Below are 25,003 nucleotides of genomic sequence, written 5' to 3'. Positions count from 1 at the left end.
TCGCCGGAAATGTCCGTGAACGGATCCGGCGTGCCCGCCGTACCCACGACCGTGACCCGCGCCGCCCCCGTGTCCGTCGTGCCGACACCGCGGCACGTCACGGAACGGTCACACGCCGACGTCCAGAATGCTCCGAACGCCAGGCCGCGTAGGGGGGAACGGGTGAGCGACGCTGCGGGCACGGCGCGCGCGCCCGTGAACCTGCGCCGCGTCGAGGACCTCGAGGCGGCCTACCGCGACCACGCCGGCGAGCTCGAACGGTTCGCGCTGCGCCAGCTGCGCGACCCCGGGGCGGCGGCCGACGTGGTCCAGGAGGTGTTCGTACGCGCCTGGCGCCACGCCGAGCGCTACGACGCCGCCGTCGCGAGCCTGCGCGTCTGGCTGTTCACCATCGCGAAGCACGTGGTCGTGGACCACGTCCGCCACCACCGCAGCCGGCCGGGGACGCCGACCGCGCCCGGCGACCTGACCCTGGTGACCGAGGGCGCGCCGGACTTCAGCCACGACCTCGTGACGTCGTGGTTCGTCGAGGAGGCGCTCACCCGCCTCGGCGACGACCAGCGCAGCGCCATCGTCGAGACCTACGTCCGCGGACGGCCCTACGCCGAGGTCGCCGCGGAGCAGGACGTGCCCGTCGGCACGCTGCGCAGCAGGGTGTTCTACGGCCTGAAGAACCTGCGGCACATCATGGACGACATGGGAGTCCCGCTGTGACCACCACTCCCAGCGACCACGATCGCCTCCGCGAGCTGCTGGGCGCGCACGCGCTCGGCGGCCTCGACGACGCCGAGCGGGCCGAGATCGAGGCGCACCTCGAGGGGTGCGCCGCGTGCCGTGCCGAGCTCGCCGAGATCGCCCCGCTGGCCGGGCCGCTGGCCAGTGTCGACCCGGACGCCGCTCCCACCCCGACGGCCGCGCCGGACGACTTCGCCGCCGTCCTGGGGCGCGTCCGCGCGGAGGAGGCCGTCGTGACCCCGCTCGACGCCCGTCGGCGCCGGCGTGTCCCGCTGCTCGGCGCCGTGGCCGCGGCGGCGGTGATCGGGCTCGCCGGCGCCGGGATCGGCGTCGCCGCGAGCGCGGCGGGCGAGCCCCCGGTCGAGCCGGCCGCCGTGCAGGCGCTCGACCCGGGCGTCCGCGCGGACGCCGGCACGATCGACCACACCTGGGGCGTCGAGGTGGTGCTCACCGCCTCCGGGTTCGCCGAGGGGCAGCGGTACGAGGTCACGGTCCTCGACCGGGCCGGGCGGCCCGTGCCCGCGGGCGCCTTCCGGGGCACGGGCGCGGCGGAGATGGTCTGCCGGCTGAACTCCTCGGTGCTGCGCGAGCAGGCCGGCGGGTTCGTCGTCACCGACGCCGACGGCGACGAGGTCCTGCGCTCGCGTTTCGCGTGAGGTGACGCACCCTGCGTGGCCGTGAGGTGGCCCTGCGACACCGTTCGTGTGTCGAGCCACCGCATGGACCGGTGCAGTAGCCGACAGGGCACCGACCCCGGGGAGTGTCAAGCGCTAATCTGGACACGCTTCCGACGGCCACCGCGACGACTGATTGAGGCGATTTCGAGTCGTGTCGAGTAGTAGCCCGACCGCCCAGTTCGGACCCAACGAGTGGCTGGTCGACGAGATGTACCAGCGCTACCTGGCCGATCCCCAGTCCGTCGACGCCGCGTGGCACGACTTCTTTGCCGACTACAGCCCCGACACCGCTCCCGACGAGGCCGGTGCGCACGCCAGCGCGGGCAACGCCGCCAACGGCACCGCGCCGCTGTCGGCCGAGTCCGCCGAGGCGCGCCGGGCCCCGGAGCCGGCGGCCGAGCCGGTCCCGGAGAAGGCTCCCGAGAAGACCCCCGAGCAGGCTCCCGAGAAGCCGCAGCCGGCCGCGCCGCAGCAGCAGGCCCCGCAGCAGCCGGCCGCACCGCAGCAGCAGGCCCCCACCGGCACCCCGTCCTCGGCGGCCTCCGGGCAGGCCGACGGGGCGAGCAAGCCGGCCGCGGGCACCACCAGCCCGGCGAAGTCCGCGCAGCCCGGCGCGTCCAACGGCGCGGTCGAGACCACCAGGCCGCTGCGCGGGGCGGCCAACGCGATCGCCAAGAACATGACGGCGTCGCTGCAGCTGCCGACGGCGACGAGCGTGCGGGCGGTGCCGGCGAAGCTGCTGGCCGACAACCGCATCGTGATCAACAACCACCTGCGGCGCACGCGCGGCGGGAAGGTGTCGTTCACCCACCTCCTGGGCTACGCGATGGTGCGCGCCCTCGCGGACTTCCCGAACATGAACCGGCACTTCGGCGAGGACGAGAAGGGCAAGCCCGCCGTCGTCGACCCGGGTCACGTCAACCTCGGCCTGGCGATGGACCTGCCGGGCAAGGACGGCTCGCGCTCGCTCGTGGTGGTGGCCCTCAAGGGCACCGAGAACATGAGCTTCGCCCAGTTCTGGGCGGCCTACGAGGACATCGTGCGCAAGGCCCGCCAGGGCGCGCTGACCGCCGAGGACTTCGCCGGTGTCACGATCTCGCTGACGAACCCGGGCACCATCGGCACCAACCACTCGGTGCCCCGCCTCACCGTCGGCCAGGGCACGATCGTCGGCGTCGGCGCCATGGAGTACCCCGCCGAGTTCCAGGGGGCGAGCGAGGAGAAGCTCGCCGACATGGGCATCAGCAAGATCATCACGCTGACGTCCACGTACGACCACCGGATCATCCAGGGCGCCGAGTCCGGCGACTTCCTGCGCCGGATCCACCACCTCGTGCTCGGCGAGGACGGCTTCTACGACGACATCTTCGCGTCGCTGCGGATCCCGTACGAGCCGATCCGCTGGCGCCAGGACCTGCCGTCGTCGCAGATCGACCGCACCGCGCGGATCATCGAGCTGATCGACGCGTACCGCACGCGCGGCCACCTCATGGCCGACACCGACCCGCTGTCGCACCCGCAGCGCAAGCACCCCGACCTCGACATCGCGTCGCACGGGCTGACGCTCTGGGACCTCGACCGCGAGTTCCCCGTCGACGGCTTCGGCGGGCGCAACTGCATGAAGCTGCGCGACGTTCTCGGCGTCCTGCGCGACTCGTACTGCCGCACCATCGGCATCGAGTACATGCACATCCTCGACCCGGAGAAGCGCGCCTGGCTGCAGGAGCGCATCGAGCGCCCGCACGAGAAGGTGCCGGTCGCCGAGCAGAAGTACATCCTGTCCAAGCTCAACGCGGCCGAGGCGTTCGAGGCGTTCCTGCAGACCAAGTACGTGGGGCAGAAGCGCTTCTCGCTCGAGGGCGCCGAGACGGTCATCCCGCTGCTCGACGCCGTGCTCGACACGGCCGCCGCGCACGAGCTGGACGAGGTCGTCATCGGCATGCCCCACCGCGGGCGCCTCAACGTGCTGGCCAACATCGTCGGGAAGCCGGTCTCGCAGATCTTCCGCGAGTTCGAGGGCAACCTCGACCCGGGCCAGGCGCACGGCTCTGGTGACGTGAAGTACCACCTCGGCGCCGAGGGCAAGTTCTTCCGGATGTTCGGCGACGGCGAGACGACGGTGTCGCTGACGTCGAACCCCTCGCACCTCGAGGCCGTGGACCCGGTGATGCAGGGCATCGTGCGGGCCAAGCAGGACGTGCTCGACAAGGGCCCCGAGGGCTTCACCGTGCTGCCGGTGGCGATGCACGGCGACGCCGCGTTCGCCGGCCAGGGCGTCGTGGCCGAGACGCTGAACCTCGCGCTGCTGCGCGGCTACCGCACCGGCGGCACCGTGCACGTGATCGTCAACAACCAGGTCGGCTTCACCACCGCGCCCGAGCACACCCGCTCGACGCACTACTGCACCGACGTGGCGAAGATGATCGACGCGCCGGTCTTCCACGTGAACGGCGACGACCCGGAGGCCTGCGTCTGGGTGGCGCGGCTGGCCGTGGAGTTCCGCGAGCGCTGGAACTCCGACGTCGTGATCGACATGATCTGCTACCGCCGCCGGGGCCACAACGAGGGCGACGACCCCTCGATGACCCAGCCGGAGATGTACGACGTCATCGACGCCAAGCGCTCGGTGCGCAAGACCTACACCGAGTCGCTGATCGGGCGCGGCGACATCTCGCTGGACGAGGCCGAGCACGCGCTGCGCGACTACGGCAGCCAGCTCGAGCACGTGTTCAACGAGGTGCGCGAGCTCGAGAAGGCCGACCCCGAGCCCAGCCCGTCGGTCGAGTACGAGCAGGCCGTGCCGAACTCGCTGCAGACCGCGGTGCCGCTCGACGTCATCCAGCGGATCGCCCGCGCGCACACCGACCTGCCCGAGGGCTTCGCGGTGCACCCGCGCGTCAAGCCCGTCCTCGACCGTCGCGCCAAAGCCGCGGCGACCGACACCGAGGAGGGCATCGACTGGGCGTACGCCGAGCTGCTGGCCTGGGGCTCGCTGCTCATCGACGGCAAGCTCGTGCGGCTGTCGGGCCAGGACTCCCGCCGCGGGACGTTCGTCCAGCGCCATTCGGTGATCATCGACCGGCACGACGCGTCCGAGTACGTGCCGCTGCGCAACCTCACCGCCGACCAGGGCAAGTTCATGCCCTACGACTCGGCGCTCTCGGAGTTCGCGGCCGTGGGCTTCGAGTACGGCTACTCGGTGGCCAACCACGAGGCGCTGGTGCTGTGGGAGGCGCAGTTCGGCGACTTCGTCAACGGTGCCCAGTCGATCATCGACGAGTTCATCTCGTCCGGTGAGGCCAAGTGGGGCCAGACCTCGGACGTGGTGCTGCTGCTGCCGCACGGCCACGAGGGCCAGGGCCCCGACCACACCTCGGGGCGCATCGAGCGCTTCCTGCAGCTGTGCGCCGAGGGGTCGATGACGGTCGCGCTGCCGTCGAGCCCGGCGAACTACTTCCACCTGCTGCGCCGCCACGCCACCGACGGCGTCCGCCGCCCGCTGGTCGTCTTCACCCCGAAGTCGATGCTGCGCAACAAGGCCGCGGTCAGCCCGGTGGAGGAGTTCACCTCGGGCGGCTACCGGCCGATCCTCGACGACCCCGCCTTCTCCGGCGGCGGGACCGACGGGGTGACGCGCCTGCTGCTCTGCGCCGGCAAGATCTACTACGAGCTGGTCGCGGCGCGCGAGAAGGCGGGCCGTACCCACGACACCGCGATCGTGCGGATGGAGCAGCTCTACCCGCTCGCGACCGAGGAGCTCACCGCCGTCCTCGACCGGTACCCGAACGCGGGCGACGTCCGCTGGGTGCAGGAGGAGCCGGCGAACCAGGGGGCCTGGCCGTTCCTCGGGCTCTGGCTCCCGGAGCGCATGAACGGGCGCCTGCCCCACCTCAAGCGCGTCTCCCGGCGCCGGATGGCCGCCCCGGCGGCCGGCGTGGCCAAGGTGCACGAGGTGGAGCAGAAGGCGCTCATCGCCGAGGCTCTCGCGGACTAGATGTACTTCACGGATCGCGGGATCGAGGAGCTCGAGGACCGGCGGGGCGAGGAGGAGGTCAGCCTGGCGTGGCTGGCCGACCGCCTCCGCGCCTTCGTCGACGCCCATCCCGAGCACGCCGGCGCCGCCGACCGGTTCGCGACCTTCCTCGCCCGCGACGACAGCGACGACGAGTAGGGACGACGAGTAGGCGCGCCCGGTTCTGACCGAAGGGCACCTTCGCTCGCCTCGACGAGCGAGGGGCGCCCTTCGCCGGAACGGCGGGCGAGCGGCACTCGAGACGGGCCAGGCCGGGCGAGCGAACGGGGAGTTCGCGCGCATAGAAGCAGCGAGATACCCGTTCGCTCCGAATGGGGCTTGAGGCAGAGGCTCAGACGGCGTCGACGCGGTCGGACTCCTCGTAGCGCAGGATCGGCAGCAGCGACGGCTCACGGCGGATGGGGTCGGGGTCGGGGTCGACCGCGCAGGCGTCGATCGCCGATTCCAGGCCGGCCGCGTCGAGCCCGGCGCCGAGGAACACCAGCCGGGCGCCGGCGACGTCGACCGAGCGGGGCGCCGGGCGCACCCGGATCGCCGTCCCGACCGTCTGCACGACGAACGGGGCGGCACCCGGGAAGCGCACCACGCCCTTCGCGCGGAACACGCCGACCGGCCCGGCCTCGAGGAACGCCGCGAAGCGGGCCGGGTCGAGCGGGGCGTCCCGCGCCACGGCGACGCTGTCCCAGGCGGCGTGGGCGTGCTCCTCGCCCAGGTCCTCGCGCAGCAGCACGTCGAACGACAGCTGGCCCGATCGCGGCGGACCGCGCCGGGCGGGCGGGTCGACGAGCAGCGCCGGGTCCACCGCGCCGCGCACCACCGGCAGCACCGGGCCGGGGGCCGCCGCCCGCAGGGACACGAGCAGCGGGGCGGGGTCGTCGACCCGGTCGACCTGGTTGAGCACCACGAGGTCGGCGAGGCGGACCACGTCGTCCGCCGCGTCTCCCTCCACCGCGTCGACCACCACCACGAGCCCGCCGTAGGCCGCGTGCTGCGCCTCCCCGGCGATCGCGTCGAGCAGCAGACGCACCAGCTCGCGGGGCTCGGCAAGGCCGCTGGCCTCCACGACGACGAGGTCGAGGCGGGCGGACGGCGCCGTCAGCTCGGCGAGCAGCCGCGCCAGGCCGTTGGCGTCGGTGGTGCAGCACAGGCACCCGTCGGCCAGGGACGTCACGCTGCTGGCCTGCCCGGCCACGAGCATCGCGTCGATCCCGATCGCCCCGAAGTCGTTGACGACGACCCCGATCCGCACGCCGTCGGCGCGGCGCAGCAGGTGGTTGACCAGGGTCGACTTGCCGGCGCCGAGGTGGCCGGCGACCAGCACCACGGGGACGCGACGGGGCACGCCGACCACCCTCGCACAGGGTGATCGACGTGCACCGGGGCGCTAGTTGATGCCCGCCGAGTTCAGCCAGTCGCGGGCGACGGTGGCGGGGTCGGGACGGTCCGGACCGGCGAGGCGCTGGTTGAGCTGCGTGAGCTGCGCGGTGTCCATCCGGGCCGAGATCTGGTTGAGGGTGTCGGTGACGCGGGGATCGCCCGACTTCGCGCGGTTGACCACCGGCACGACGTTCTGCGCGGCGAAGTTCGAGCGCGGGTCCTCGAGCACCACGAAGTCGTTCTCGGGGATCGCGGCGTCGGTGGTGAACAGGTCGGCGGCCTGGACGGTGCCGTCGCGCAGGGCGGCGACGGTCAGCGGGCCGCCGGCGTCGAGGGCGCGGAACTCGCGGAACGAGCAGTTGTAGTTCCGCTGGAGGCCGGGGACGCCGTACGAGCGCTGCTGGAACTCCGGCGGGCCGCCGAAGGAGACCGTCGGGCACAGCGGCGCGAGGTCCTGGATCGAGCGCAGGTTGTTCTGCGTCGCGTAGGCGCGCGTGACGACGACGGCGTCCTTGTCCTCCGCGGCGCTCTGCTGCAGCAGCTGGAGGTTCGGGTCGACCTTCGTCGTGAGCTGCTGGTAGACCTGGTCGGACGCCGTGGCCGTGGCCTGCGGGTCGAGGAACTGCAGCAGGTTGCCCGTGTAGTCGGGCACGAGGTCGATCTCGCCGCGCTGCAGGGCCGGGTAGTAGGTCTCTCGGCTGCCGATGCCGAAGCTGCGCTCGACGGCGACGCCGCGGGTCTCCAGGGCGGTCGCGTAGATCTCGGCGATGAGACGGTTCTCGGTGAAGTTCGCCGAGCCGATGCGCACGGTGCCCTGGGCGGACGGCGCGGCGGGCTGGGTGGCTAGCGGGTCGGAGCCGCCGCCCCCGCACCCGGCGAGGAGGACGCCGACGGTGGCGACCGCGGCCAGGAGCAGCGCGCGGGTGGATCGGATCATCGGTCGTGCCTCTCTGCGGATGACGGGGTGGACGCGGACTGCAACGACTCGGCGGCCGGACCCTCCGGGTGGCGGCGCATCCCCAGACGTTCGGGGCCGGGCGTCACGAACCGCCCGAGGAGCTGCAGGACGAGCTCGACGACGATCGAGAGCACGGCGACGACGAGCGCGCCGCCGAGCATCTGCGGGAAGTCCCGCACCGAGAAGCCGTCGATGATGAAGCGCCCGAGGCCGCCGAGGCCCACGTAGGCGGCGATGGTGGCGGTGGCGATCACCTGCAGCGTCGCGAACCGCAGCCCGGCGAGCACCAGCGGGACCGCGGCGGGCACCTCGACCTGCAGCAGGATCTGGCTCTCGCGCATGCCGATCCCCCGCGCGGCGTCGACGGCGCCCGGGTCGGCGCCCGCGACGCCGGAGTAGGCGCCGGCGAGCAGCGGCGGGATCGCGAGCAGCACGAGCGCCAGCGTCGGCGGCAGCAGGCCGAGCCCGAGCAGCAGCACGAACAGCACGAGCACGCCGAGCTCCGGCAGCGCGCGCAGGCCGTTGGCGACGCCGACGACGGCGAGCCCACCGCGGCGGGTGTGCCCGATGACCGCACCGATCGGCAGCGCGATGACCGCCGCGATGACGACCGCCAGCGCCGTGTAGCCCAGGTGCTCGAGCACGCGGGCGGGGATGCCGGCGGAACCGCTCCACCGTGAGGGGTCGGAGAACCAGGCGACGAGCCGTCCGAGCACCGTCTACACCCCCGCCCGGGCCCGCGACCAGGGCGTGAGCGCCCGCCCCAGGGCCAGCCACAGCGCGTCGAAGATGAACGCGAGCACGATCGACCCGACGATCCCGGTGACGACCATCGCCGTGTAGTCCTGCTGGAAGCCGTCGGTCATCAGCGTGCCCAGGGAATCGATGCCGACGAGGGCGCCGACGGTGACCAGCGAGAACGACGACACCGACGCCACCCGCAGCCCGGCGGTGAGCACCGGGACGGCCAGCGGGAGCTGCACGCCGAGCAGCAGCCCGGCGGGCCGGTAGCCGACCGCGAGCGCCGCGAGGGTGACGGAGGCGGGCACGGCGTCGAGAGCCTCGGCGACGCTGCGCACGAGCAGCGCGACCGTGTAGATCGTCAGCGTCAGCCCGACGTTGACCGGGCTGAGGATCGGCGTGCCGAGCACCACGGGGATGAACACGATGAGCGCCAGCGACGGGACCGTGTAGAGCGCCCCGGACAGCGGCACGAGCACCCGGCGCGCGCCCGGCGACCGGTGGGCCCACCAGCCCAGGGGCAGGGCGATCAGCAGCCCGAGCACCACCGGCACCAGGGCCAGCAGGACGTGGGCGATCACCAGCGTGTCGAGGTCGTAGCCGAAGGCCCTCACGAGGTCCCGGCCCGGTCGAGCAGCGACAGCACGTCCTCGGGGTCGACACCGCCGCGGTAGCGGCCCCCGCCGTCGACGGCCACCCCGCGTCCCGCCGGCGAGCTCAGCGCGGCGTCGAGGGCGCCGCGCAGCGTGCCCGCGCCGTCGGACGCGGCGTCCGCACCGTCGGTGACGTACAGCGACCCGAGGTCGTGGCGGGCGCCGTCGGGCCCGAGCCAGGCCGACGGCCGCTCGCTGCCGTCGAGCAGCACCGTCCACTCCCCCGGCACGCCGGACGAGCCGTTGGCGTCGGCCTGCGTCGGCAGGTCGACCAGACGCAGCGCGGTGGCCGACACGAACCCGAGACGCCGGTAGCCGCGGTCGCGTCCCACGAACCCGGACACGAACTCGTCCACCGGGGCGGCGAGCAGCTCGTCCGGCGGCGCGAACTGGGCCAGGCGCCCGCCCACCCGCAGCACGGCCACGCGGTCGCCCAGGCGGATCGCCTCGTCGATGTCGTGGGTGACGAACAGGATCGTCTTGCCGAGCTCGGACTGCAGGCGCAGCAGCTCGTCCTGCAGCTCGACGCGCACCACGGGGTCGACCGCCGAGAACGGCTCGTCCATCAGCAGCACCGGCGCGTCACCCGCGAGCGCCCGGGCGACGCCGACGCGCTGCTGCTGGCCGCCGGAGAGCTGGGCGGGCCAGCGCTGGGCGAGCGGGGAGAGACCGACGCGCTCGAGCACCTCGGCGGCCCGCTTCCTGGCGTCCTGCCGCGACAGGCCCTGGAGCACCGGGACCGTGGCCACGTTGTCGATCACCCGGCGGTGGGGGAAGAGCCCCGCCTGCTGGATGACATAGCCGATGCCGCGGCGCAGCTCGGGAGGGTCGACGGCCGCGACGTCGCGGCCGTCGAGGTGCACCGAGCCCGACGTCGGCTCCACCATGCGGTTGACGGTGCGCAACGAGGTGGTCTTGCCGCAGCCCGACGGCCCGACCAGCACGGTGATCTCGCCCTCGCGCGCCGTCAGCGACAGCTCCTCGAGGCCGACCGTGCCGTCGGCGAACCTCTTCCCCACGTCCCGGAACTCGATCACGTCCACGGCTCCCGGGGATCGGACGGCGGCACTACGGATCGGGCCACCGAGTCGAGGCGTGAATGTAATGCGGCACCCCGACAGCCGCGACCGATCAAGGGCCTGCGACACCGGGTGATGTGATCCCGGTCTCAGGCCACGACCGATCAGCCCGCGGCGCGGTCCTCCGGCGAGAGCGGTCCGCGGCGCAGGAGCTGCGTGAACGCCTCGACCGGCATCGCCCGGGCGAACAGCCAGCCCTGGTAGGCGTGCACGCCCAGGTCGCGCAGCACGGCGAACTGGTCGGTGTCCTCGACGCCCTCGGCCACGCAGATCTGGCCGATGGCGGCGGTGAGGTCCACGACGGCCCGGGCGACGGCACGGTCGGACTCCCCCGTCGCCACCCCGCGGACGAAGCCGCGGTCGAGCTTGACGATCTGCGCCGGCAGGCCGGTGAGCCGGGACAGCGACGAGTAGCCGGTGCCGAAGTCGTCGACCGCGAAGCGCACCCCGGCGGCGATGAGCTCGTTCATCTCCCGCAGCGTCGTCGACGGCAGGTCGGCCAGGCAGGTCTCGACGAGCTCGAGCACCAGGCGGTCGTAGGGCAGGCCGGCCCGGGACACGGCGTCGTGCACGGTGTCGAGGAAGTCGGGGTCGCCGGGCAGCAGGCCCGCGAGGTTGACCGCGACGGACGGCGCCACCCCGTCGGGCCCGGACGGCGGCCACACCGCCGCCTCGCGCACCGCGGTGCGCAGCACCCAGCGGTCGAGGTCGCCCATGAGGTCGGCCGCCTCGGCCACGGGCAGGAACTTGTCGGGGAAGAGCAGCCCCTGCTCGGGGTGCTGCCAGCGCACCAGCGCCTCGGCGGTCTGCACCCGCCCGTCGGGCCCCACGACGGGCTGGAAGTGCAGCACCAGCTCGTCGTTGACCATCGCCTCGCGCAGCTGGGTCTCCATGCGCAGCGCCTCGTCGGCGCCCTTCATGATCGCCTCGTCGGCCAGCGCGAACCGTCCGGTGCCGCCGCTCTTGGCCTCGAACAGCGCGGCGTCGGCGAAGCGCATGAGGTCGCCCGTGCCCGGGTGCCCCGGGGCGGGCTCGAGGCCCGCGAGCTCCGTGGCCCGCTCCTGGCGCAGCACCTGCTCGACGGGGTCGGCCGTCGGGTCGATGTCGGGCCGGGACGGGTCGGGCAGGGCATCGGCGCCGATCGTCGCGCCGACGGCGGCGCCGACGGTCGCCGAGATCCGGACGAGCTGCCCGTGCACCGGGATCGCGGTGCGCAGGATGCCCGCCACGGTCGCCGAGAGGGCGTCGAGGCCGCCGTGCAGGTCGACGTCCGCACAGACGACGACGAACTCGTCGCCGGCGCTGCGCGAGGCGGCGCAGCCGGCGGGCAGGCGCTCGCGCAGCCGGGCGGCCAGCTCGACGAGCAGCTCGTCGCCCGCGTCGTGACCCAGCGAGTCGTTGACGCGCTTGAAGTTGTCGAGGTCGCAGAACAGCACGCCGGTGCGCCGGGCCGTCGGGCCCGCGAGCAGCCGCGAGACGGTCGTGGACAGCGCGCGGCGGTTGGGCAGGCCGGTGAGCTCGTCGTGCATGGCCTGGTGGCGCAGGCTCGCCTCCACGCGCCGGGCGTCGGTGACGTCGGTGAACACGACGAGGTGGGTGACGCCGCCGTCGTCGTGCACCGACACCGAGACGTGCAGCTCGCACCACACCGCGCCGGCGTCGGCACCGTCCGCGCCGCGCTCGCGGGTCCGCAGCGCGCGCGGCGTGCACGACCAGCTCACCGAACCCGCCGAGCCCGCCGGGCGGGCCAGCAGCGGGGTCGCCGGGCCCGCCCCGGCCGCCGCCTCGGCGCCGAGGTCAAGCAGCTCGTCGGCGCGGCGTCCGCGCAACGCCTCCGGACCCTGGCCGAGCAGCCGGCACAGCGCCTGGTTGGCCTTGACCAGCCGCTCGTCGTCGTCGAACAGCGCGATCCCGACCGGGGCGACCGCGAGCAGGTCGGTGAAGCGCTGGGTCAGGGCCCGCAGCCGCTCCTCGGCCTGGCGGCGGGCGGTGACGTCGGACGCGGTGCCGAGCACCGTGCCGTCGGGACGCAGCGCGGCGTGCAGCTGCAGGATCCGCCCGGTGCCGTCGCCGAGGCGCGCGTCCGCCTCCAGCGGGGTGCCGTCGGCGACGAGGGCGGACCAGCGGCGGGCGAACCCGCGGCGGTCGGCCGGGTGCAGCGCGGCGAGGAGGCCCTCTGCGCGGCGCTGGGGCCGGTGGTCGAGCCCGAGCAGCTCGGCGAGCACCGGCGAGAGCCACGCCGACCCGGTGGCGAGGTCGACCTCCCAGTGCCCGAGGCCGGCGATGCGCTCGACGTCGGCGGCCGTCGGGCCGTACACCGGCGCCGGCTCGGGGGCCGGGGCCTGCGGCACCAGGACCAGCACCGCCCCGCCCGCGGCCTCCGGCCACGCCACGATCTGCACCGGCAGGGGCGCCCCCGTCACGCGCCGCAGCCGGGCGACGAGCAGCCCCTCGGGGCCGGCGGCGGGGTCGACGGGCGCGATGTCGGCGAGCAGCTCGCCGAGCGGGCGCCCGAGCATCCGGCACGGCTCGAGGGCGCCGGTGGGGTCGACGAGCTCGGCGACCGCCTCCCGCACGGCGACGATGCGGCCGTACGCGTCGTGGCGCAGGGCCGGGCCGGGCGGCAGGACCGGGCGACCGTCCGGGCCGCCCTCCGGCCCGCCGTCGGCGACGGGCAGGACCGCGAGCGCCCCGGCACGGTGCCGCGCCGCCGGCCCGGGGACGGCCCCGGGGACGACGGTCCCAGGCACGACGGAGAACCCCCGCGAGCCCGGCACCGGCACGGCACTGCCCACGTCTGCGCTCCCCTCGCACGCGGTACCCCCCGCCCCGTGTGGAACGGACCCTCCGCGTCTGTCTCAGGCAACGAAGGAGACCCGGTGGGGGTCCGGGTGGATCACCCTGTGGAGGGACCCCGCGCGGCGACCGTGGGCCCGGACGCGTTGTCCTGCACGACACGGACGGTCGACCTTGAGGTCACCGACCGGTCGTCGCGCCGAAGCGCAGAGCATCCACGACGAACGGCCGGCGGTTTCCTGGACACTCGTCCGATGGGCTGGGTGATCACCCACCTGCGGCTCGACGGCCTACCGACCGTACGCCGCGCGGCGGACGAGCGGTCCGGGACACGCCGCGAACGCTCCGCAACGTCCGTCGGGGTGAAAGGAGATCCGCCGGGTGGGCGACACCGTTACGAGGGGCTCCGCGGGTTACCGCCTGGTACCCGTCGCGAGGACGACCCACACCTCTGGTGGACAACTGGATTGCCCACCAGAGGTGACGTGGGATCTCTGCTCAGCTCATCCCCTCAGTTGCCCCTCAGTGCCCGTGCCCCTCGGCGGCGACCTCCGCGACGTGGCGCCGCACCACGCCCTCCTCGGCAGCCGCCCGCGCGACGGCCTCGGCCACCGCGGGCGCGACCCGCGGGTCGAGGGCGCTCGGCACGATGTGGTCGGCCCCGAACTCCTCGTCACCGGCGGCGATGTCCGCGATCGCGTCGGCGGCGGCGAGCTTCATCGCCTCCGTGATGCGCCGCGCCGCCGCGTCGAGCGCCCCGGCGAAGACGCCGGGGAAGGCGAGCACGTTGTTGATCTGGTTCGGGTAGTCGCTGCGCCCGGTCGCGACCACCGCGGCGTGCTTGCGCGCCACCTCGGGGTCGATCTCGGGGTCGGGGTTGGACAGCGCGAAGACGATGGCGCCCTCGGCCATCGAGGCGATCACCGACTCGGGGATGGTCGAGCCCGAGAGGCCGAGGAAGACGTCCGCGCCGGCCACGGCGGCGGCGAGGTCGCCGCGCACGCCGCGCGGGTTCGTCTGCTCGGCCAGCGCCATCTTCTCGACGTTCATGCCGTCGCGGCCCGCGTGGATGACGCCGCGCGAGTCCAGCACGACCACGTCGCTCGCCCCGGCCGACAGCAGGATCTTCGCGCAGGCCACGCCCGACGCCCCGGCGCCGCTGACGACGACCTTCAGCGAGGCGAGGTCGCGGTCGAGCACGCGGGCGGCGTTGCGCAGCGCGGCGAGCACGACGATCGCCGTGCCGTGCTGGTCGTCGTGCATCACCGGGCAGTCGAGCGCGTCGATCAGCCGGCGCTCGATCTCGAAGCAGCGGGGGGCGGCGATGTCCTCGAGGTTCACCGCGCCGAAGCTCGGCCGCAGGTGCACGAGGGTCTCGACGATCTCGTCGACGTCGGTGGTCTCGAGCACCAGCGGTATCGAGTCCAGGTCGGCGAACGCCTTGAACAGGGCCGACTTGCCCTCCATCACCGGCAGCGACGCCCGCGGGCCGATGTCGCCCAGCCCGAGGACGGCCGTGCCGTCGGAGACCACGGCCACCAGGCGGTGGGTCCAGGTGTAGCGCGCGGTGAGCGCCTTGTCGTCGGCGATGGCGCGGCAGACCTTGGCCACGCCCGGCGTGTAGGCGATGGCGAGGTCGCGGCGCCCGGCCAGGCCGACGGTGGGCGTCACGGAGAGCTTGCCGCCCTCGTGGGACTCGAAGACCTCCTCGTCGGTGATGTCGCGGCCGTCGAGGGCGGGCTGGTTCGTGGTGGCGTCTTCGCTCACGGTGGCTCCAAGCGGGCGGTGGGGGACGCGGCGGGGCACGGTCCGGGTACCCGGGCGGGAGGCGGTGGGGGCGCCCGCGGTCGGCGGGGCGCCGGGCGGGCCGTCGGCGCGGGTGGGCGCGCGGCCCGGGCCTGGAGTCCTCCGACGCCCGGTCGTCGGCCATCCTCGCGCGTCCGCCGGGGTCCTGTCTGCGTCCGGGGTCACCCCGGCGCGGCGCGGACCCTGGCGACGCCCGCGGTCCGCACCCCTACCGGGCCCGCAACCGCCGCGGCCGCGGCCACAGGCGCCAGCGGACGGGCCCGAGCACCTCGGCGGGACCGAGGGTGCGGGAGTCGGTGGAGGCCTCCGGGTCGTCGCCGACGGCGAACCAGCCGTCGTCGAAGGCCAGGGCCGCGCGCTTGACCGAGAGCTGCTCCGGGCGCGAGGCCCAGCGCACGAGGGCGACCTCTCCGGCCCGCACCCCTGCACCGGGCCGGTACAGGACGACGTCGCCGTCGCGCAGCGTCGGTGCCATCGAGCCGCCGCGGACGAGCACACGCCGCGGCAGGCGTCCCACCAGCGTGATCAGCAGCTCCCGCGAGGTCCTCACCGGCCGCGCTCCACGTGTCGGGGCCCCGTCACGGGGGTACGTTGACTGACGTCGGAACGATCACCATTCCTCACGAGGAAGAGGGAGGCGAGATGGGACTGCTCTCCAGCGTCCTGCGCCCGCGTCTGGAGGCCACCGCGCACTGCGACCTCCCCTGCGGCGTCTACGACCCCGCTCAGGCCCGGATCGAGGCCGAGTCGGTCAAGGCGATCCAGGAGAAGTACCAGGCCAACGAGGACCCGGCCTTCCGGGCCCGCGCCATCCAGATCAAGGAGGAGCGCGCGGACCTCGTCAAGCACCACCTGTGGGTGCTGTGGACCGACTACTTCAAGCCGCCGCACTTCGAGAAGTACCCGCAGCTCCACGAGCTGTTCAACAAGGCCACCAAGGCCGCCGGTGGCGGTGAGGGCGGCGCCAAGTCGTCCATGGACCCGAAGAGCGGCCAGCAGGTGCTCGACCACATCGCGGAGATCTCGGACATCTTCTGGGAGACCAAGAAGGGCTGAGACCCCGCACGCACGCCTCGACGCGCCCGTCCCCGACCCCCGGGGGCGGGCGCGTCGCTGTGTCCGGGCGCTGTGTCCGGCTGTGTCCAGGCGCCCGACCGGGTAGAACGCACCCGTGAGCGAGACCCCCATCGGGCGCATCTACGTCCTGCGACACGGCGAGACCGAGTGGTCCCGCGACGGGCGCCACACGAGCCGCACCGATCTCCCGCTGACCGGGAAGGGCCAGGAGGCGGCACGGACGGCCGGGCGCCTGCTGGAGACGCTGCGCGGCACCGGCAACCCACCGCCGGCGGTCTGGACCAGCCCCCGGCGGCGCGCCACCGACACCGCACACCTGGCGGGTCTCGAGCCCTCCGCGGTCCGCGAGGACCTCGTCGAGTGGGACTACGGCGCCTACGAGGGCCGCACGACCCCCGAGATCCGCGAGGACGTGCCGGGCTGGACGGTGTGGACCCACCCCAGCCCGGGCGGCGAAACGGGCGCCGAGGTGGCCGCGCGCCTCGACCGCGTCCTCGCCGACGCCGAGCAGGAGCTCGCGGCGCGCGACGTCGTGGTGGTGGGCCACGGCCACGCCGGGCGGGTGCTCATCGCCCGCTACCTGGGACTCGCCCCGACGGCCGGGGTCGGGTTCGCGTTCGACGCGGCGTCGGTGACGGTGCTGGGCCACGAGCGCGGGGTGCCGCGCATCGACCTGCTCAACGCGCCCGGCGGGCTCGTCGAGGCCCCGCCCCCGCCCGCCGACCGCCACTAGGGCCATGGCCCGCCGCCACGTCACGGTCCACCTCGACGGCGACGCCGCCCGCGCCGTCGACGCGCTCCGCGCCGACTGGGACCCGGCGATGCTGCGGATCTGCCCCGCCCACGTCAGCGTCGTCTACCCGGAGGAGACGGTCGACGAGGCGCTGCTGCTCGAGCGTCTGGAGGAGGCGGCCCGGGAGACGGCACCGTTCGCCGTCCGGCTGGGGGGCGTCGAGGCCGACGAGGACGGCGCCGGCGGGGTGTTCGCGATGGTCGAGGACGGCGTCCCCGCCCTCGAGACGCTCCGCGACCGCCTGCTACTGCCACCGCAGGGCTTCGCCGGGCACCCGTTCCACGCGACGATCGCCCACCCCCGCACGTCGCCCTCGCCGGCGACGTGCTGGTCGCGGGTGCGGGGCGGCCGCCTGGACGCGACATCGACGGTGCACGAGGTGCTGTGGACGGTCACCGACGACGTCGGGCGCGAGGTGCTGGCCCGGTTCCCCCTCACCGGACCCGCCACGGCCCCGCGGGTCGCCATGGCCGCCGGCGTCCTCGTCGACGGCGGGCGCGTGCTCCTGGGCCTGCGGCGCGCCGACCGGGCGTCCTTCCCGGGCGTCTGGGATCTGCCGGGCGGCCGGGTGGAGCCGGGCGAGTCACCGCGCGGCGCGGCCCGGCGCGAGCTGCGCGAGGAGCTCGGCGTCGACGCCGAGCTCGGGGCGCCGTGGCGGCGGCTCGTCGACGACGACCTCGGCGCCGAGCTCTCGCTCTGGCTCGTCCCCCGCTTCGACGGAGGGCTCCGCAACGCCGCGCCGCACGAGCACGAGCGGCTGGCCTGGTTCGGCGCCGACGAGCTCCCCGCCCTCGAGCTGGCGCACCCGTCCTACGTCCGGCTGCTGACCGACGCCCTCTAGCGACCGGCGCGGAACCGGAACGACCGCTCGCCGGCGTCGGCGGAGGCGTCGAGGAACCCGGCGTCGCGCAGCCGGTCGGGCAGGGTCTCCGGGTCGACGACCACCATCGTGTCGCCGATGTGCAGGAGCCGGAACCGCAGGCTGCGCACGCTGTCGGACCCCGCGAACACCCCGCCCGGGCGCAGCACCCGCGCCGCCTCGGCGAACACCCGGTCCTGCTGGGCGGGCGAGGGGACGTGGTGGAGCACGGTGAAGCACACGACGACGTCGAAGCTCGCGTCGCGGAACGGCAGCCGGGCGCCGTCCGCGGTGTGGACCTCGACGCGGCCGGCCATCTGCCGGTCCAGGTCGGTTGCGAGGCGCGGATCGACCTCGACGGCGGTCAGTGACCCGGTCCGCTCGACCAGCCACCGCGTCGTCACGCCGTAGCCCGGCCCGATCTCCAGGACGTCGCCGCCCAGATCCAGGTCCGCCAGCGCCCAGGGCATCACCTGGCCGTGCATGCGCTCGGCCCAGCGGTCGGAGCGGCACAGCCTGCGGTGCATCACATTCATCGCCACGTGGCCCTCCCCCTCACCTGTCCGCCCACGCGCGCGCGGGCGCGCAGAGGAGGCCGTAGAGCACCGCGGCCGCGGCGACGATCACCGGCACGCCCCACTCCGGGCGCTCGGAGGGCACGGCGGCGTAGAAGGCGCAGCCGGCGGTGAGCAGCTGGGCGACCAGCGCCGGCCCGCGGGCGCCCCGCTCGCCGCGCAGCAGCAGCACCGCGACCACCGCGAGGCCGAGCGCGAGGAGGAGGACGAAGCCCCACACCGCGAAGCCCACCCCGCCGGTGGCCAGGAGCACCGCGACGACGCCGCCGACGGCGGCCTCGGCGAGCACCCCGACGGCCGCCAGACGGACGGATCGGGGTGGGGCGGTCACCCCGTCAGCGTAGGTATGCCCGAGAGATGGGCGACATCCCGGGACCACACCCCCCGAACGGAGGGGGCGCGGCGTCTACGGTGAGCGCCGTGCGTGCGCTGCTCGTGGCCAACCCCTCGGCCACCACGACGACGGCGGCCGGTCAGGACGTCATCGCGCACGCGCTCGCCAGCGAGATCAAGCTGGACGTCGTCGCGACCCGCTACCGGGGCCACGCGGCGGAGCTCGCCGCCCGCGCCCGCTCGGAGGCCGTCGACCTCGTCATCGTGCTCGGCGGCGACGGCACGGTGAACGAGGCGCTGAACGGCCTGCTGGCCGACGGTCCGGGCGAGGGCGTCCCGGCGCTCGGCGTGGTGCCCGGCGGCTCGGCCAACGTGTTCGCACGCGCCCTGGGCGTGCCCCGCGAGCCGCTCGAGGCCACCCACACGCTGCTCGGCGCCATCGCCGAGGGGCGGTCCCGCACCGTCGGGCTCGGGCGCGCCGACGAGCGGTGGTTCAGCTTCAACGCGGGGCTCGGCTGGGACGCCGACGTCATCGCGTCGATGGAGCGGGCCCGCGGGCGCGGCCGGGACGCGACACCGAGCCGCTACGTCGCCACCTCGATCCGCCGGTGGACGCGCACCCGCCTCGACCCGCCGGACCTCACCGTCGAGATCGCGGGCGAGGAACCGGTCCCCGGCGTGCGGCTCGCGATCGTGTCCAACACCGACCCCTGGACCTACCTGGGGTCCCGGCCGGTGCGCACCAACCCCGGCTGCTCCTTCGACTCCGGCCTCGGTCTCTTCGCGCTGAAGTCGGTCGGGCTGCCGACGGTGCTGCGGCTGATCAACCAGATCCTCAGTCGCGACGGGGCCGCCGGGCTGAAGTCGGTCGTGCGGCGCGACGACGTGCCCGCGATCCGGATCACGAGCGCCGATCCCGTCAACCTCCAGGTCGACGGTGACCACCTCGGTCAGCGCAGCGATGTCGAGTTCGTGGCGGTTCCCGAGGCCCTGCGCGTGGTCGTGTAGCGCCCGTTGTGAAGCGGGCGTGAAGCCGACGGGCGGTCGCCGGCCTTCTGAATCGAGTCCACCTGCCGCCGCTCGTCGCGGGACCCCGGACGGGTGGACGGTTCGTCGTGCGGGAATCGTCGCTCGTCGCAGCCGAGCGGTCATGACCGTCCGCGCCATTCCACTCACCGACCGAGTTCGCCCGTCGAGCCGCTTGGCACTCGATCTCGTTGGTCACGTCCTGCAGATTGAGTCGCATCCCCCGCGAAAGCCGGGAAGGACGCACGGCCCCCACGGGTGGTGAGTCCGGACCGGTCGGGTCCGTCGTTCGGAAATGCGAGCGGCGGGCGGGAGATCGGGAGACAGCGAGTGTCGCCGGATCTCCATTGGCAGGTCACGGGCCCACCGAGGGTCCCGCGACACGGTCGAGACGACCACGACCACGACCGGTGCGCTCCCCGAGGCGCACCCACCGAGGAGCTCAGAACGATGGACTGGCGGAACGACGCTGCTTGCCGCGACGAAGACCCGGAACTGTTCTTCCCCGTCGGCACGAGTGGCCCCGCGCTCTCCCAGATCGCGCGTGCGAAAAGCGTGTGCCGTCGCTGCCCGGCGATGACCGAGTGCCTCACGTGGGCGCTCGAGTCGGGCCAGGACGCCGGCGTCTGGGGCGGTGCGAGCGAGGACGAGCGCCGCGCCCTCAAGCGCCACGGCGTGCGGCCCGAGGTGCACACCGGATTCTGATCACGACCGAGGTCGCCAGCTCCCCGGCGACCTCACCCGTCCCGGCGACACAGCACTGCTCCCCCACCGCCGCCGGGACACCTGCTCGGACGTTCGCTCCCCACGCGGCCGGACCGGCCGAGCGATTCACGAAGGCCCCGGGCCGTCCCCCGAAGACGGCACCGGGGCCTTCGTGTGTCCGGCGAGATCAGCGCCCCCGGTGCTGCAACGGCACCCGCAGGACGGCCCGGGTGCCGGCCTCGTCGCCCGGACGCATGCGCAGCGTGCCGTCGAGCTCGGAGTCGACGAGCGTGCGCACGATCTGCAGGCCCAGCCCCGTGGCCCGTTCGAGGGAGAACGTCTCCGGCAGCCCGCGGCCGTCGTCGCGGACCTCCACCTCGAGCTGGGCGGCGGTCCGCGACGCCCCGATGACGACCGTGCCGGACGCCCGCTCGGCGAACCCGTGCTCGAGGGCGTTGGCGACGAGCTCGGTGAGGACCATGACGAGCGGGGTCGCCATCACCGCCGGCAGCACGCCGACCTCGCCCTCGCGGCGCATCGCCACCCGGGCTCCGGGGCGGGCGAGGTCGTTCATCATCGGCAGGACGCGGTCGAGGACCTCGTCGATGTCGACCTTCTCGTCCACCGACGCGGCCAGCGCCTCGTGGACCAGGGCGATCGACGCCACCCGCCGCACCGACTCGGTGAGCGCCTCCTGGGCCTCCGCGTGCTGCGTGCGGCGGGCCTGCAGGCGCAGGAGGGCCGCCACGGTCTGGAGGTTGTTCTTCACGCGGTGGTGGATCTCGCGGATCGTGGCGTCCTTGCTGAGCAGGGCGCGGTCGCGGCGGCGGACGTCGGTGACGTCGCGGGCGAGCACCAGCGCACCGCTGGGCACGCCGCGCGGGTGCAGCGGCAGCGCGCGCAGCACCGCCGTCGCGCCGTGGCCCTCGAGCTCGGCCCGCTGCGACGGGGTGCCGGCCAGGGCACCGCGCACGTGCTCGGCCGCCTCGGCGCCCTCGAAGGCGTCGTCGGCGACCTCCCGGACGACCGTGGCCAGGTCCTCCCCGACGAGCTCCTCGCTCCACCCGAGGCGGTGGAACGCCGAGGCGGCGTTCGGGCTGGCGTAGAGCACGCGGCCCGTCGAGCTGATCCGCACCAGCCCGTCGCCCACCCGGGGCGACGAACGGCCCTCGTCGCGCCCCTCGGCGGTCGGGAACGTGCCGTCGGCGACCATCTGGCACAGGTCGGTCGCGACGGCCAGGTAGGAGATCTCGAGCGTGCTGGGCACCCGCGGGGCGGCGAGGTTGGTGTCGCGGCCCAGGACCGCCACCACGTCCCCGGAGGAGGGCTCGCGCACCGGCACGACCTCGCGGCGCACCGACCGCCCGCGGTGCCAGCGCGGCTGGTCCTCACGGCGCAGGGTCGCGTCGCCGAACGCGCGGTCGAGCTGCGGATGCTGGCTCGTCGACGCCCGCGCGCCGACCATGTCCTCGGGATGGGCGGTCGCCGTCGTCGTCGGGCGGCACTGCGCGACGCACAGGAAGCCGTCCCCGGACCGGACCCAGAGCAGGAAGTCGGCGAACGACAGGTCCGCGAGGAGCTGCCACTCGGCGACCACGCGCTGGAGGTGGGCGGCCGCCGCCCCGGAGAGCGCGGTGTGGGCGGCCAGGAGGTTCGAGAGCGTCGACACCGGCCGGCCGCGGTTCCCCACGGCGATCATCCAACCACCGGGCGGGAGACGGAGCGGAGCGGGAGCTCGACCCATGGATGAGGTCACGGGCCCTCGACATGCGACGATGGACGCATGTCGAAGCGCGCGCGCCAGAAGCGGGACCGCAAGAAGAAGGCCAGCAACCACGGCAAGCGCCCCCACGCCTGAGCGCCTGCCCCCCACGTACGAAGGGCCCCTCCGCCGCTGCGGAGGGGCCCTTCGTCGTGGGTGGTGCGGCTCAGGTGCGCCAGGACTCCACGCGGGTCTGGTTGACCTCGACCACCGTGCCCGCGGGGCCCCGCTCCACGGTGACCTCGGCCTGCTCCATCACCGTCGCGCGGATCTGCTCGCGCAGCCGCTGGTGCAGCCCGGCCGGGGCGTGCTCGCCGCTGCAGCTGCGGGTCAGCAGCGTCTTGACCTTCTCCTCGAGTCCGTAGCGGGCCAGGCAGGGCCCGCACTCGTCGAGGTGACGGCGCAGCTGGGCGTCGCGGGCCTCGTCGCACTCGTGGTCGAGCAGGAGCCAGACCTCGGCGAGGACCTCGGAGCAGTCGGTCTCGTGGGGTTCGCCGCAGCTCATCGTCCCGACCCCTCTCCGGTGGTCGCGTGGGCCTGCCCGTCGCGGATGAAGCCGCGGTCGCGGGCGGTGTCGGTGAGGGCCTCCCGCAGCTGGCGCCGCCCGCGGTGCAGCCGCGACATGACGGTGCCGATCGGGGTGCCCATGATCTCGGCGATCTCCTTGTAGGCGAAGCCCTCGACGTCGGCGAGGTAGACCGCCATGCGGAAGTCGTCCGGCAGGTTCGACAGCGCGTCGCGGATGTCGTTGTCGGGGAGGTTCTCGAGCGCCTCGGCCTCGGCCGACGGCAGGCCCGAGCTGGAGTGCTCACCGGCCTGGGCGAGCTGCCAGTCGGTGATCTCCTCGGTGGGCGACTGCTGGGGCTGGCGCTGCCGCTTGCGGTAGGTGTTGATGTAGGAGTTGGTGAGGATCCGGTACAGCCACGCCTTGAGGTTCGTGCCGGGCCGGAACGAGGCGAACGACGAGTACGCCTTGAGCACCGTCTCCTGCACCAGGTCCTCGGCGTCGGCCGGGTTGCGCGTCATGCGCAGGGCCGCGCCGTAGAGCTGGTCGACCATCGGCATGGCGTCGCGCTCGAAGCGCGCCGCGCGCTCCTCGGGCGTCTCGGTCGCCACGTCGACGGCGCTCTCGTCGGGCGTCTCGCTGGTGGTCACAGCCCTCGCCGCGTCGGCCACGGGGCTCCCTTCGCGCCGCGCCACGGGCGCGGTCGGGACGTCGATGAATCCCGGGGAGACTACCCGCGCCGGACGCAGGACATCCGGACCCGCGGACGACGTCACGCCGTCGAACGGCGTCGCGGTGGCGGTGCGGGCCTCCGCCATCGTCATCACTGCTGGCATGTCCGCGTCAACGCCGCGACCGGGTCCGCGATTCCCCTACCCTCGCCGTTCGTGGCGGTGCGACGAGCGGCGGCGGCGACCCCGGCCCTGGTGGCCCTCGACGACGCCGGGATCCGGTACACCACCCACCCGTACACCGCGCCGGGGAAGGCCGCCTACGGGACCGAGGCCGCCGACGCCCTGGGGCTCGACCCGCAGCGGGTCCTCAAGACGCTGGTCGCGGAGGTGGACGGGACGCCGGTGCTGGCGATGGTGCCGGTGGCGGGGACGCTCGACCTCAAGGCGCTCGCGGCCGCGCGCGGCGGCAAGCGGGCAGTCTTGGCCGACCCCGCCCGGGCGGAGAAGCTCACCGGCTCCGTCGTCGGCGGCATCTCGCCGCTCGGCACGCGGCAGGCGCTCGACGTCGTGATCGACCTCTCGGTGGCCGAGCACGGGACCGTCTTCTGCTCGGCCGGCCGCCGGGGGCTGCAGATGGAGCTGGCCCCGACGACCTCCTCGCCGCGACGGGCGGCGCGCTGGCCGAGATCAGTTCGTCGTGAAGAAGGCGCGCAGGTCGGCGACGACCGCCTCGGGCACCTCGAGCACCGCGAAGTGCCCGCCGCGCTCGTGGCGGCTCCAGTGCACGACGCCGGTGTTGTCGCGCTCGGCGAACACCTTGATCGTCTGGAAGTCGTCGGCGAACACCTGCACCCCGGTCCGCGCGGCGCTCACCCGCGGCTCGACGCCGGAGTGCGCCTCCTCGAAGTGGTAGCGCACGGCCGTCGACGCCGTGTTCGTGAGCCAGTAGAGCGAGACCTGGGTGAGGATCTGCTCCTCGGTGACGAGGCTGGTGCCGTTGCCGAAGGAGTTGAAGAGCTCGTTGTAGGCCAGCTGGCCGACCGGGGAGTCGGCGAGGCCCACGGCCACGGTCTGCGGGCGCGAGCCGTTCATCTGGTTGTAGCCGCCGACCGCCTGGAACCACTGCATGTGCTCGAGGCCGGCGTGGTCCGACGGCTCGAGGCGCTCGAACTCCGAGGGGTCGCCCGACGGGAAGCTGAACAGCTGCAGGACGTGCAGGCCGAGGAACCCGGGCGGGTCGAGCAGGCCGAGCTCGCGGGCGACGAGCGCGCCACCGTCGCTGCCGTGGGCGCCGTAGGTCTCGTAGCCGAGCCGGCGCATGAGGGTGTCGTAGGTGCGGGCGACGCGGGCCATCGTCCAGCCGCGGTCGGCCACGGGCGTCGAGAACCCGAAGCCCGGCATCGACGGGACGACGACGGAGAAGGCGTCCTCGGCCCGCCCGCCGTGGGCGACGGGGTCGGTGAGCGGGCCGATCACGTCGAGGAACTCGGCGAACGAGCCCGGGTAGGTGTGCAGCAGGAGCAGCGGCGTCGCGTCCGCCTCGGCCGACGGAACGTGGACGAAGTGGATCGTCTGCCCGTCGATCTCGGTCAGGAAGTTCGGCACGGCGTTCATCCGCTCCTCCTGGGCGCGCCAGTCGAAGGTCGTGCGCCACTGCTCGACCATCGCGGCGAGGTAGTGGTTCGGCGTGCCGTAGTCCCAGTCGTCACCCGGGGCGGGACGCGGGAGCCGGGTCCGCGCGAGCCGGTCGGCGAGGTCGTCGAGGTCGGCCTGGGGGACGTCGACGGTGAAGGGGGTGATCTCTGCGCTGCTCATGAGAGAACGATAGGAACCAACCAG

At 74.1% G+C, this 25,003-nt stretch carries 24 protein-coding genes and 1 pseudogene; 11 read left to right on the top strand and 14 right to left on the bottom strand.

Annotation, left to right across the window (positions count from 1 at the left end):
• Window positions 1–162: 162 nt before the first annotated feature.
• The 4 genes from WCD41_RS03160 (at window position 163) to WCD41_RS03145 (ending at window position 5,583) form a co-directional block, all read left to right on the top strand.
• The gene (locus WCD41_RS03160) at window positions 163–714 is read left to right on the top strand and encodes a sigma-70 family RNA polymerase sigma factor (RefSeq protein WP_337711914.1); all 552 of its coding nucleotides are present in this window, start codon (window positions 163–165) and stop codon (window positions 712–714) included.
• A complete protein-coding gene (locus WCD41_RS03155) occupies window positions 711–1,391 on the top strand; it encodes a zf-HC2 domain-containing protein (RefSeq protein WP_337711913.1) in 681 nt (226 codons plus the stop codon). Before WCD41_RS03160 ends, WCD41_RS03155 begins: the two co-directional genes overlap by 4 nt.
• Before the next feature lie 172 nt (window positions 1,392–1,563).
• Window positions 1,564–5,406 (top strand): multifunctional oxoglutarate decarboxylase/oxoglutarate dehydrogenase thiamine pyrophosphate-binding subunit/dihydrolipoyllysine-residue succinyltransferase subunit, encoded by a 3,843-nt coding sequence (locus WCD41_RS03150; protein ID WP_337711912.1) that lies wholly within the window; start codon window positions 1,564–1,566, stop codon window positions 5,404–5,406.
• Window positions 5,407–5,583, top strand: a complete 177-nt coding sequence (locus tag WCD41_RS03145) for a DUF6104 family protein (protein ID WP_274191560.1) — start codon at window positions 5,407–5,409, stop codon at window positions 5,581–5,583.
• Window positions 5,584–5,776: 193 nt separating this feature from the next.
• Here WCD41_RS03145 and WCD41_RS03140 read toward each other — a convergent pair whose 3' ends face one another.
• The 8 genes from WCD41_RS03140 to WCD41_RS03105 all read right to left on the bottom strand — a co-directional run bounded on the left by WCD41_RS03140 (window position 5,777) and on the right by WCD41_RS03105 (window position 15,405).
• Window positions 5,777–6,787 (bottom strand): CobW family GTP-binding protein, encoded by a 1,011-nt coding sequence (locus WCD41_RS03140; protein ID WP_337711911.1) that lies wholly within the window; start codon window positions 6,785–6,787, stop codon window positions 5,777–5,779.
• Window positions 6,788–6,829: 42 nt separating this feature from the next.
• On the bottom strand, window positions 6,830–7,759 hold the full coding sequence (locus tag WCD41_RS03135) for an ABC transporter substrate-binding protein (RefSeq protein WP_337711910.1): 930 nt from the start codon (window positions 7,757–7,759) through the stop codon (window positions 6,830–6,832).
• The gene (locus WCD41_RS03130; protein WP_337711909.1) at window positions 7,756–8,496 is read right to left on the bottom strand and encodes an ABC transporter permease; all 741 of its coding nucleotides are present in this window, start codon (window positions 8,494–8,496) and stop codon (window positions 7,756–7,758) included. Before WCD41_RS03130 ends, WCD41_RS03135 begins: the two co-directional genes overlap by 4 nt.
• Before the next feature lie 3 nt (window positions 8,497–8,499).
• Window positions 8,500–9,135: an ABC transporter permease gene (locus tag WCD41_RS03125; protein ID WP_337711908.1), complete on the bottom strand. Its 636-nt coding sequence runs from the start codon at window positions 9,133–9,135 to the stop codon at window positions 8,500–8,502.
• Entirely contained in the window at window positions 9,132–10,211 is a 1,080-nt protein-coding gene (locus WCD41_RS03120) for an ABC transporter ATP-binding protein (RefSeq protein WP_337711907.1), read from the bottom strand. The genes WCD41_RS03125 and WCD41_RS03120 overlap by 4 nt, the downstream gene beginning before the upstream one ends.
• 146 nt (window positions 10,212–10,357) lie before the next feature.
• Window positions 10,358–13,048 carry a putative bifunctional diguanylate cyclase/phosphodiesterase gene (locus WCD41_RS03115; protein WP_337711906.1) on the bottom strand — a complete coding sequence of 897 codons (2,691 nt, stop codon included), beginning with the start codon at window positions 13,046–13,048 and terminating at the stop codon, window positions 10,358–10,360.
• Window positions 13,049–13,571: 523 nt separating this feature from the next.
• On the bottom strand, window positions 13,572–14,816 hold the full coding sequence (locus WCD41_RS03110) for an NAD(P)-dependent malic enzyme (RefSeq protein WP_337711905.1): 1,245 nt from the start codon (window positions 14,814–14,816) through the stop codon (window positions 13,572–13,574).
• 247 nt (window positions 14,817–15,063) lie between these two features.
• Window positions 15,064–15,405: a S24 family peptidase gene (locus tag WCD41_RS03105; protein ID WP_337711904.1), complete on the bottom strand. Its 342-nt coding sequence runs from the start codon at window positions 15,403–15,405 to the stop codon at window positions 15,064–15,066.
• A gap of 92 nt (window positions 15,406–15,497) precedes the next feature.
• Between WCD41_RS03105 and sodN the strand changes: the two genes are divergently transcribed.
• The 3 genes from sodN (at window position 15,498) to WCD41_RS03090 (ending at window position 17,566) form a co-directional block, all read left to right on the top strand.
• Window positions 15,498–15,911, top strand: a complete 414-nt coding sequence (gene sodN / locus WCD41_RS03100) for a superoxide dismutase, Ni (protein ID WP_444876294.1) — start codon at window positions 15,498–15,500, stop codon at window positions 15,909–15,911.
• 115 nt (window positions 15,912–16,026) lie between these two features.
• Entirely contained in the window at window positions 16,027–16,665 is a 639-nt protein-coding gene (locus tag WCD41_RS03095; RefSeq protein ID WP_337711903.1) for a histidine phosphatase family protein, read from the top strand.
• Between the two features lie 4 nt (window positions 16,666–16,669).
• Window positions 16,670–17,566: an NUDIX domain-containing protein gene (locus WCD41_RS03090; RefSeq protein WP_337711902.1), complete on the top strand. Its 897-nt coding sequence runs from the start codon at window positions 16,670–16,672 to the stop codon at window positions 17,564–17,566.
• Here the strand turns inward: WCD41_RS03090 and WCD41_RS03085 are convergent.
• On the bottom strand, window positions 17,563–18,120 hold the full coding sequence (locus WCD41_RS03085; protein WP_337712326.1) for a class I SAM-dependent methyltransferase: 558 nt from the start codon (window positions 18,118–18,120) through the stop codon (window positions 17,563–17,565). The genes WCD41_RS03090 and WCD41_RS03085 overlap by 4 nt on opposite strands.
• Before the next feature lie 19 nt (window positions 18,121–18,139).
• The gene (locus WCD41_RS03080) at window positions 18,140–18,490 is read right to left on the bottom strand and encodes a hypothetical protein (RefSeq protein WP_337711901.1); all 351 of its coding nucleotides are present in this window, start codon (window positions 18,488–18,490) and stop codon (window positions 18,140–18,142) included.
• A gap of 89 nt (window positions 18,491–18,579) precedes the next feature.
• Between WCD41_RS03080 and WCD41_RS03075 the strand changes: the two genes are divergently transcribed.
• The gene (locus tag WCD41_RS03075) at window positions 18,580–19,500 is read left to right on the top strand and encodes a diacylglycerol/lipid kinase family protein (protein ID WP_337711900.1); all 921 of its coding nucleotides are present in this window, start codon (window positions 18,580–18,582) and stop codon (window positions 19,498–19,500) included.
• Window positions 19,501–19,968: 468 nt separating this feature from the next.
• The gene (locus WCD41_RS03070; protein WP_274282119.1) at window positions 19,969–20,223 is read left to right on the top strand and encodes a WhiB family transcriptional regulator; all 255 of its coding nucleotides are present in this window, start codon (window positions 19,969–19,971) and stop codon (window positions 20,221–20,223) included.
• Between the two features lie 187 nt (window positions 20,224–20,410).
• Here WCD41_RS03070 and WCD41_RS03065 read toward each other — a convergent pair whose 3' ends face one another.
• Entirely contained in the window at window positions 20,411–21,892 is a 1,482-nt protein-coding gene (locus WCD41_RS03065; protein WP_337712325.1) for a sensor histidine kinase, read from the bottom strand.
• Between the two features lie 114 nt (window positions 21,893–22,006).
• Between WCD41_RS03065 and WCD41_RS31090 the strand changes: the two genes are divergently transcribed.
• Window positions 22,007–22,081, top strand: coding sequence for a 50S ribosomal protein bL37 (locus tag WCD41_RS31090; protein WP_373695073.1), 75 nt, complete (start codon window positions 22,007–22,009; stop codon window positions 22,079–22,081).
• Between the two features lie 70 nt (window positions 22,082–22,151).
• On the opposite strand, the gene rsrA is transcribed toward WCD41_RS31090, so the two are convergent.
• Window positions 22,152–22,490 (bottom strand): mycothiol system anti-sigma-R factor, encoded by a 339-nt coding sequence (gene rsrA, locus WCD41_RS03060; protein WP_337711899.1) that lies wholly within the window; start codon window positions 22,488–22,490, stop codon window positions 22,152–22,154.
• Entirely contained in the window at window positions 22,487–23,308 is an 822-nt protein-coding gene (locus WCD41_RS03055) for a sigma-70 family RNA polymerase sigma factor (protein WP_373695072.1), read from the bottom strand. The genes rsrA and WCD41_RS03055 overlap by 4 nt, the downstream gene beginning before the upstream one ends.
• Before the next feature lie 69 nt (window positions 23,309–23,377).
• Between WCD41_RS03055 and WCD41_RS03050 the strand changes: the two are divergent.
• Window positions 23,378–23,865 (top strand): annotated as a pseudogene (locus WCD41_RS03050) (aminoacyl-tRNA deacylase).
• On the opposite strand, the gene WCD41_RS03045 reads toward WCD41_RS03050, so the two are convergent.
• The gene (locus tag WCD41_RS03045) at window positions 23,852–24,979 is read right to left on the bottom strand and encodes an epoxide hydrolase family protein (RefSeq protein ID WP_337711897.1); all 1,128 of its coding nucleotides are present in this window, start codon (window positions 24,977–24,979) and stop codon (window positions 23,852–23,854) included. The pseudogene WCD41_RS03050 and the gene WCD41_RS03045 sit on opposite strands and share 14 nt — an antisense overlap.
• Between the last annotated feature and the right edge of the window lie 24 nt (window positions 24,980–25,003).

The sequence above is a fragment of the Actinomycetospora aeridis genome, assembly GCF_037400275.1.
Lineage (GTDB): Bacteria > Actinomycetota > Actinomycetes > Mycobacteriales > Pseudonocardiaceae > Actinomycetospora > Actinomycetospora aeridis.
Note: the sequence above shows the minus strand (reverse complement) of the source record. Positions and strands in the feature narration are given on the sequence as shown.

Excerpts from the sequence above, each read along its gene's own strand:
- WCD41_RS03145 (WP_274191560.1), top strand. The coding sequence starts at position 5,407 with ATGTACTTCACGGATCGCGGGATCGAGGAGCTCGAGGACCGGCGGGGC.
- WCD41_RS03135 (WP_337711910.1), bottom strand. The coding sequence starts at position 7,759 with ATGATCCGATCCACCCGCGCGCTGCTCCTGGCCGCGGTCGCCACCGTC.
- sodN (WP_444876294.1), top strand. The coding sequence starts at position 15,498 with ATGGGACTGCTCTCCAGCGTCCTGCGCCCGCGTCTGGAGGCCACCGCG.
- WCD41_RS03090 (WP_337711902.1), top strand. The coding sequence starts at position 16,670 with ATGGCCCGCCGCCACGTCACGGTCCACCTCGACGGCGACGCCGCCCGC.
- WCD41_RS03085 (WP_337712326.1), bottom strand. The coding sequence starts at position 18,120 with ATGAATGTGATGCACCGCAGGCTGTGCCGCTCCGACCGCTGGGCCGAG.
- WCD41_RS03070 (WP_274282119.1), top strand. The coding sequence starts at position 19,969 with ATGGACTGGCGGAACGACGCTGCTTGCCGCGACGAAGACCCGGAACTG.
- rsrA (WP_337711899.1), bottom strand. The coding sequence starts at position 22,490 with ATGAGCTGCGGCGAACCCCACGAGACCGACTGCTCCGAGGTCCTCGCC.
- WCD41_RS03055 (WP_373695072.1), bottom strand. The coding sequence starts at position 23,308 with ATGGCGGAGGCCCGCACCGCCACCGCGACGCCGTTCGACGGCGTGACG.
- WCD41_RS03045 (WP_337711897.1), bottom strand. The coding sequence starts at position 24,979 with ATGAGCAGCGCAGAGATCACCCCCTTCACCGTCGACGTCCCCCAGGCC.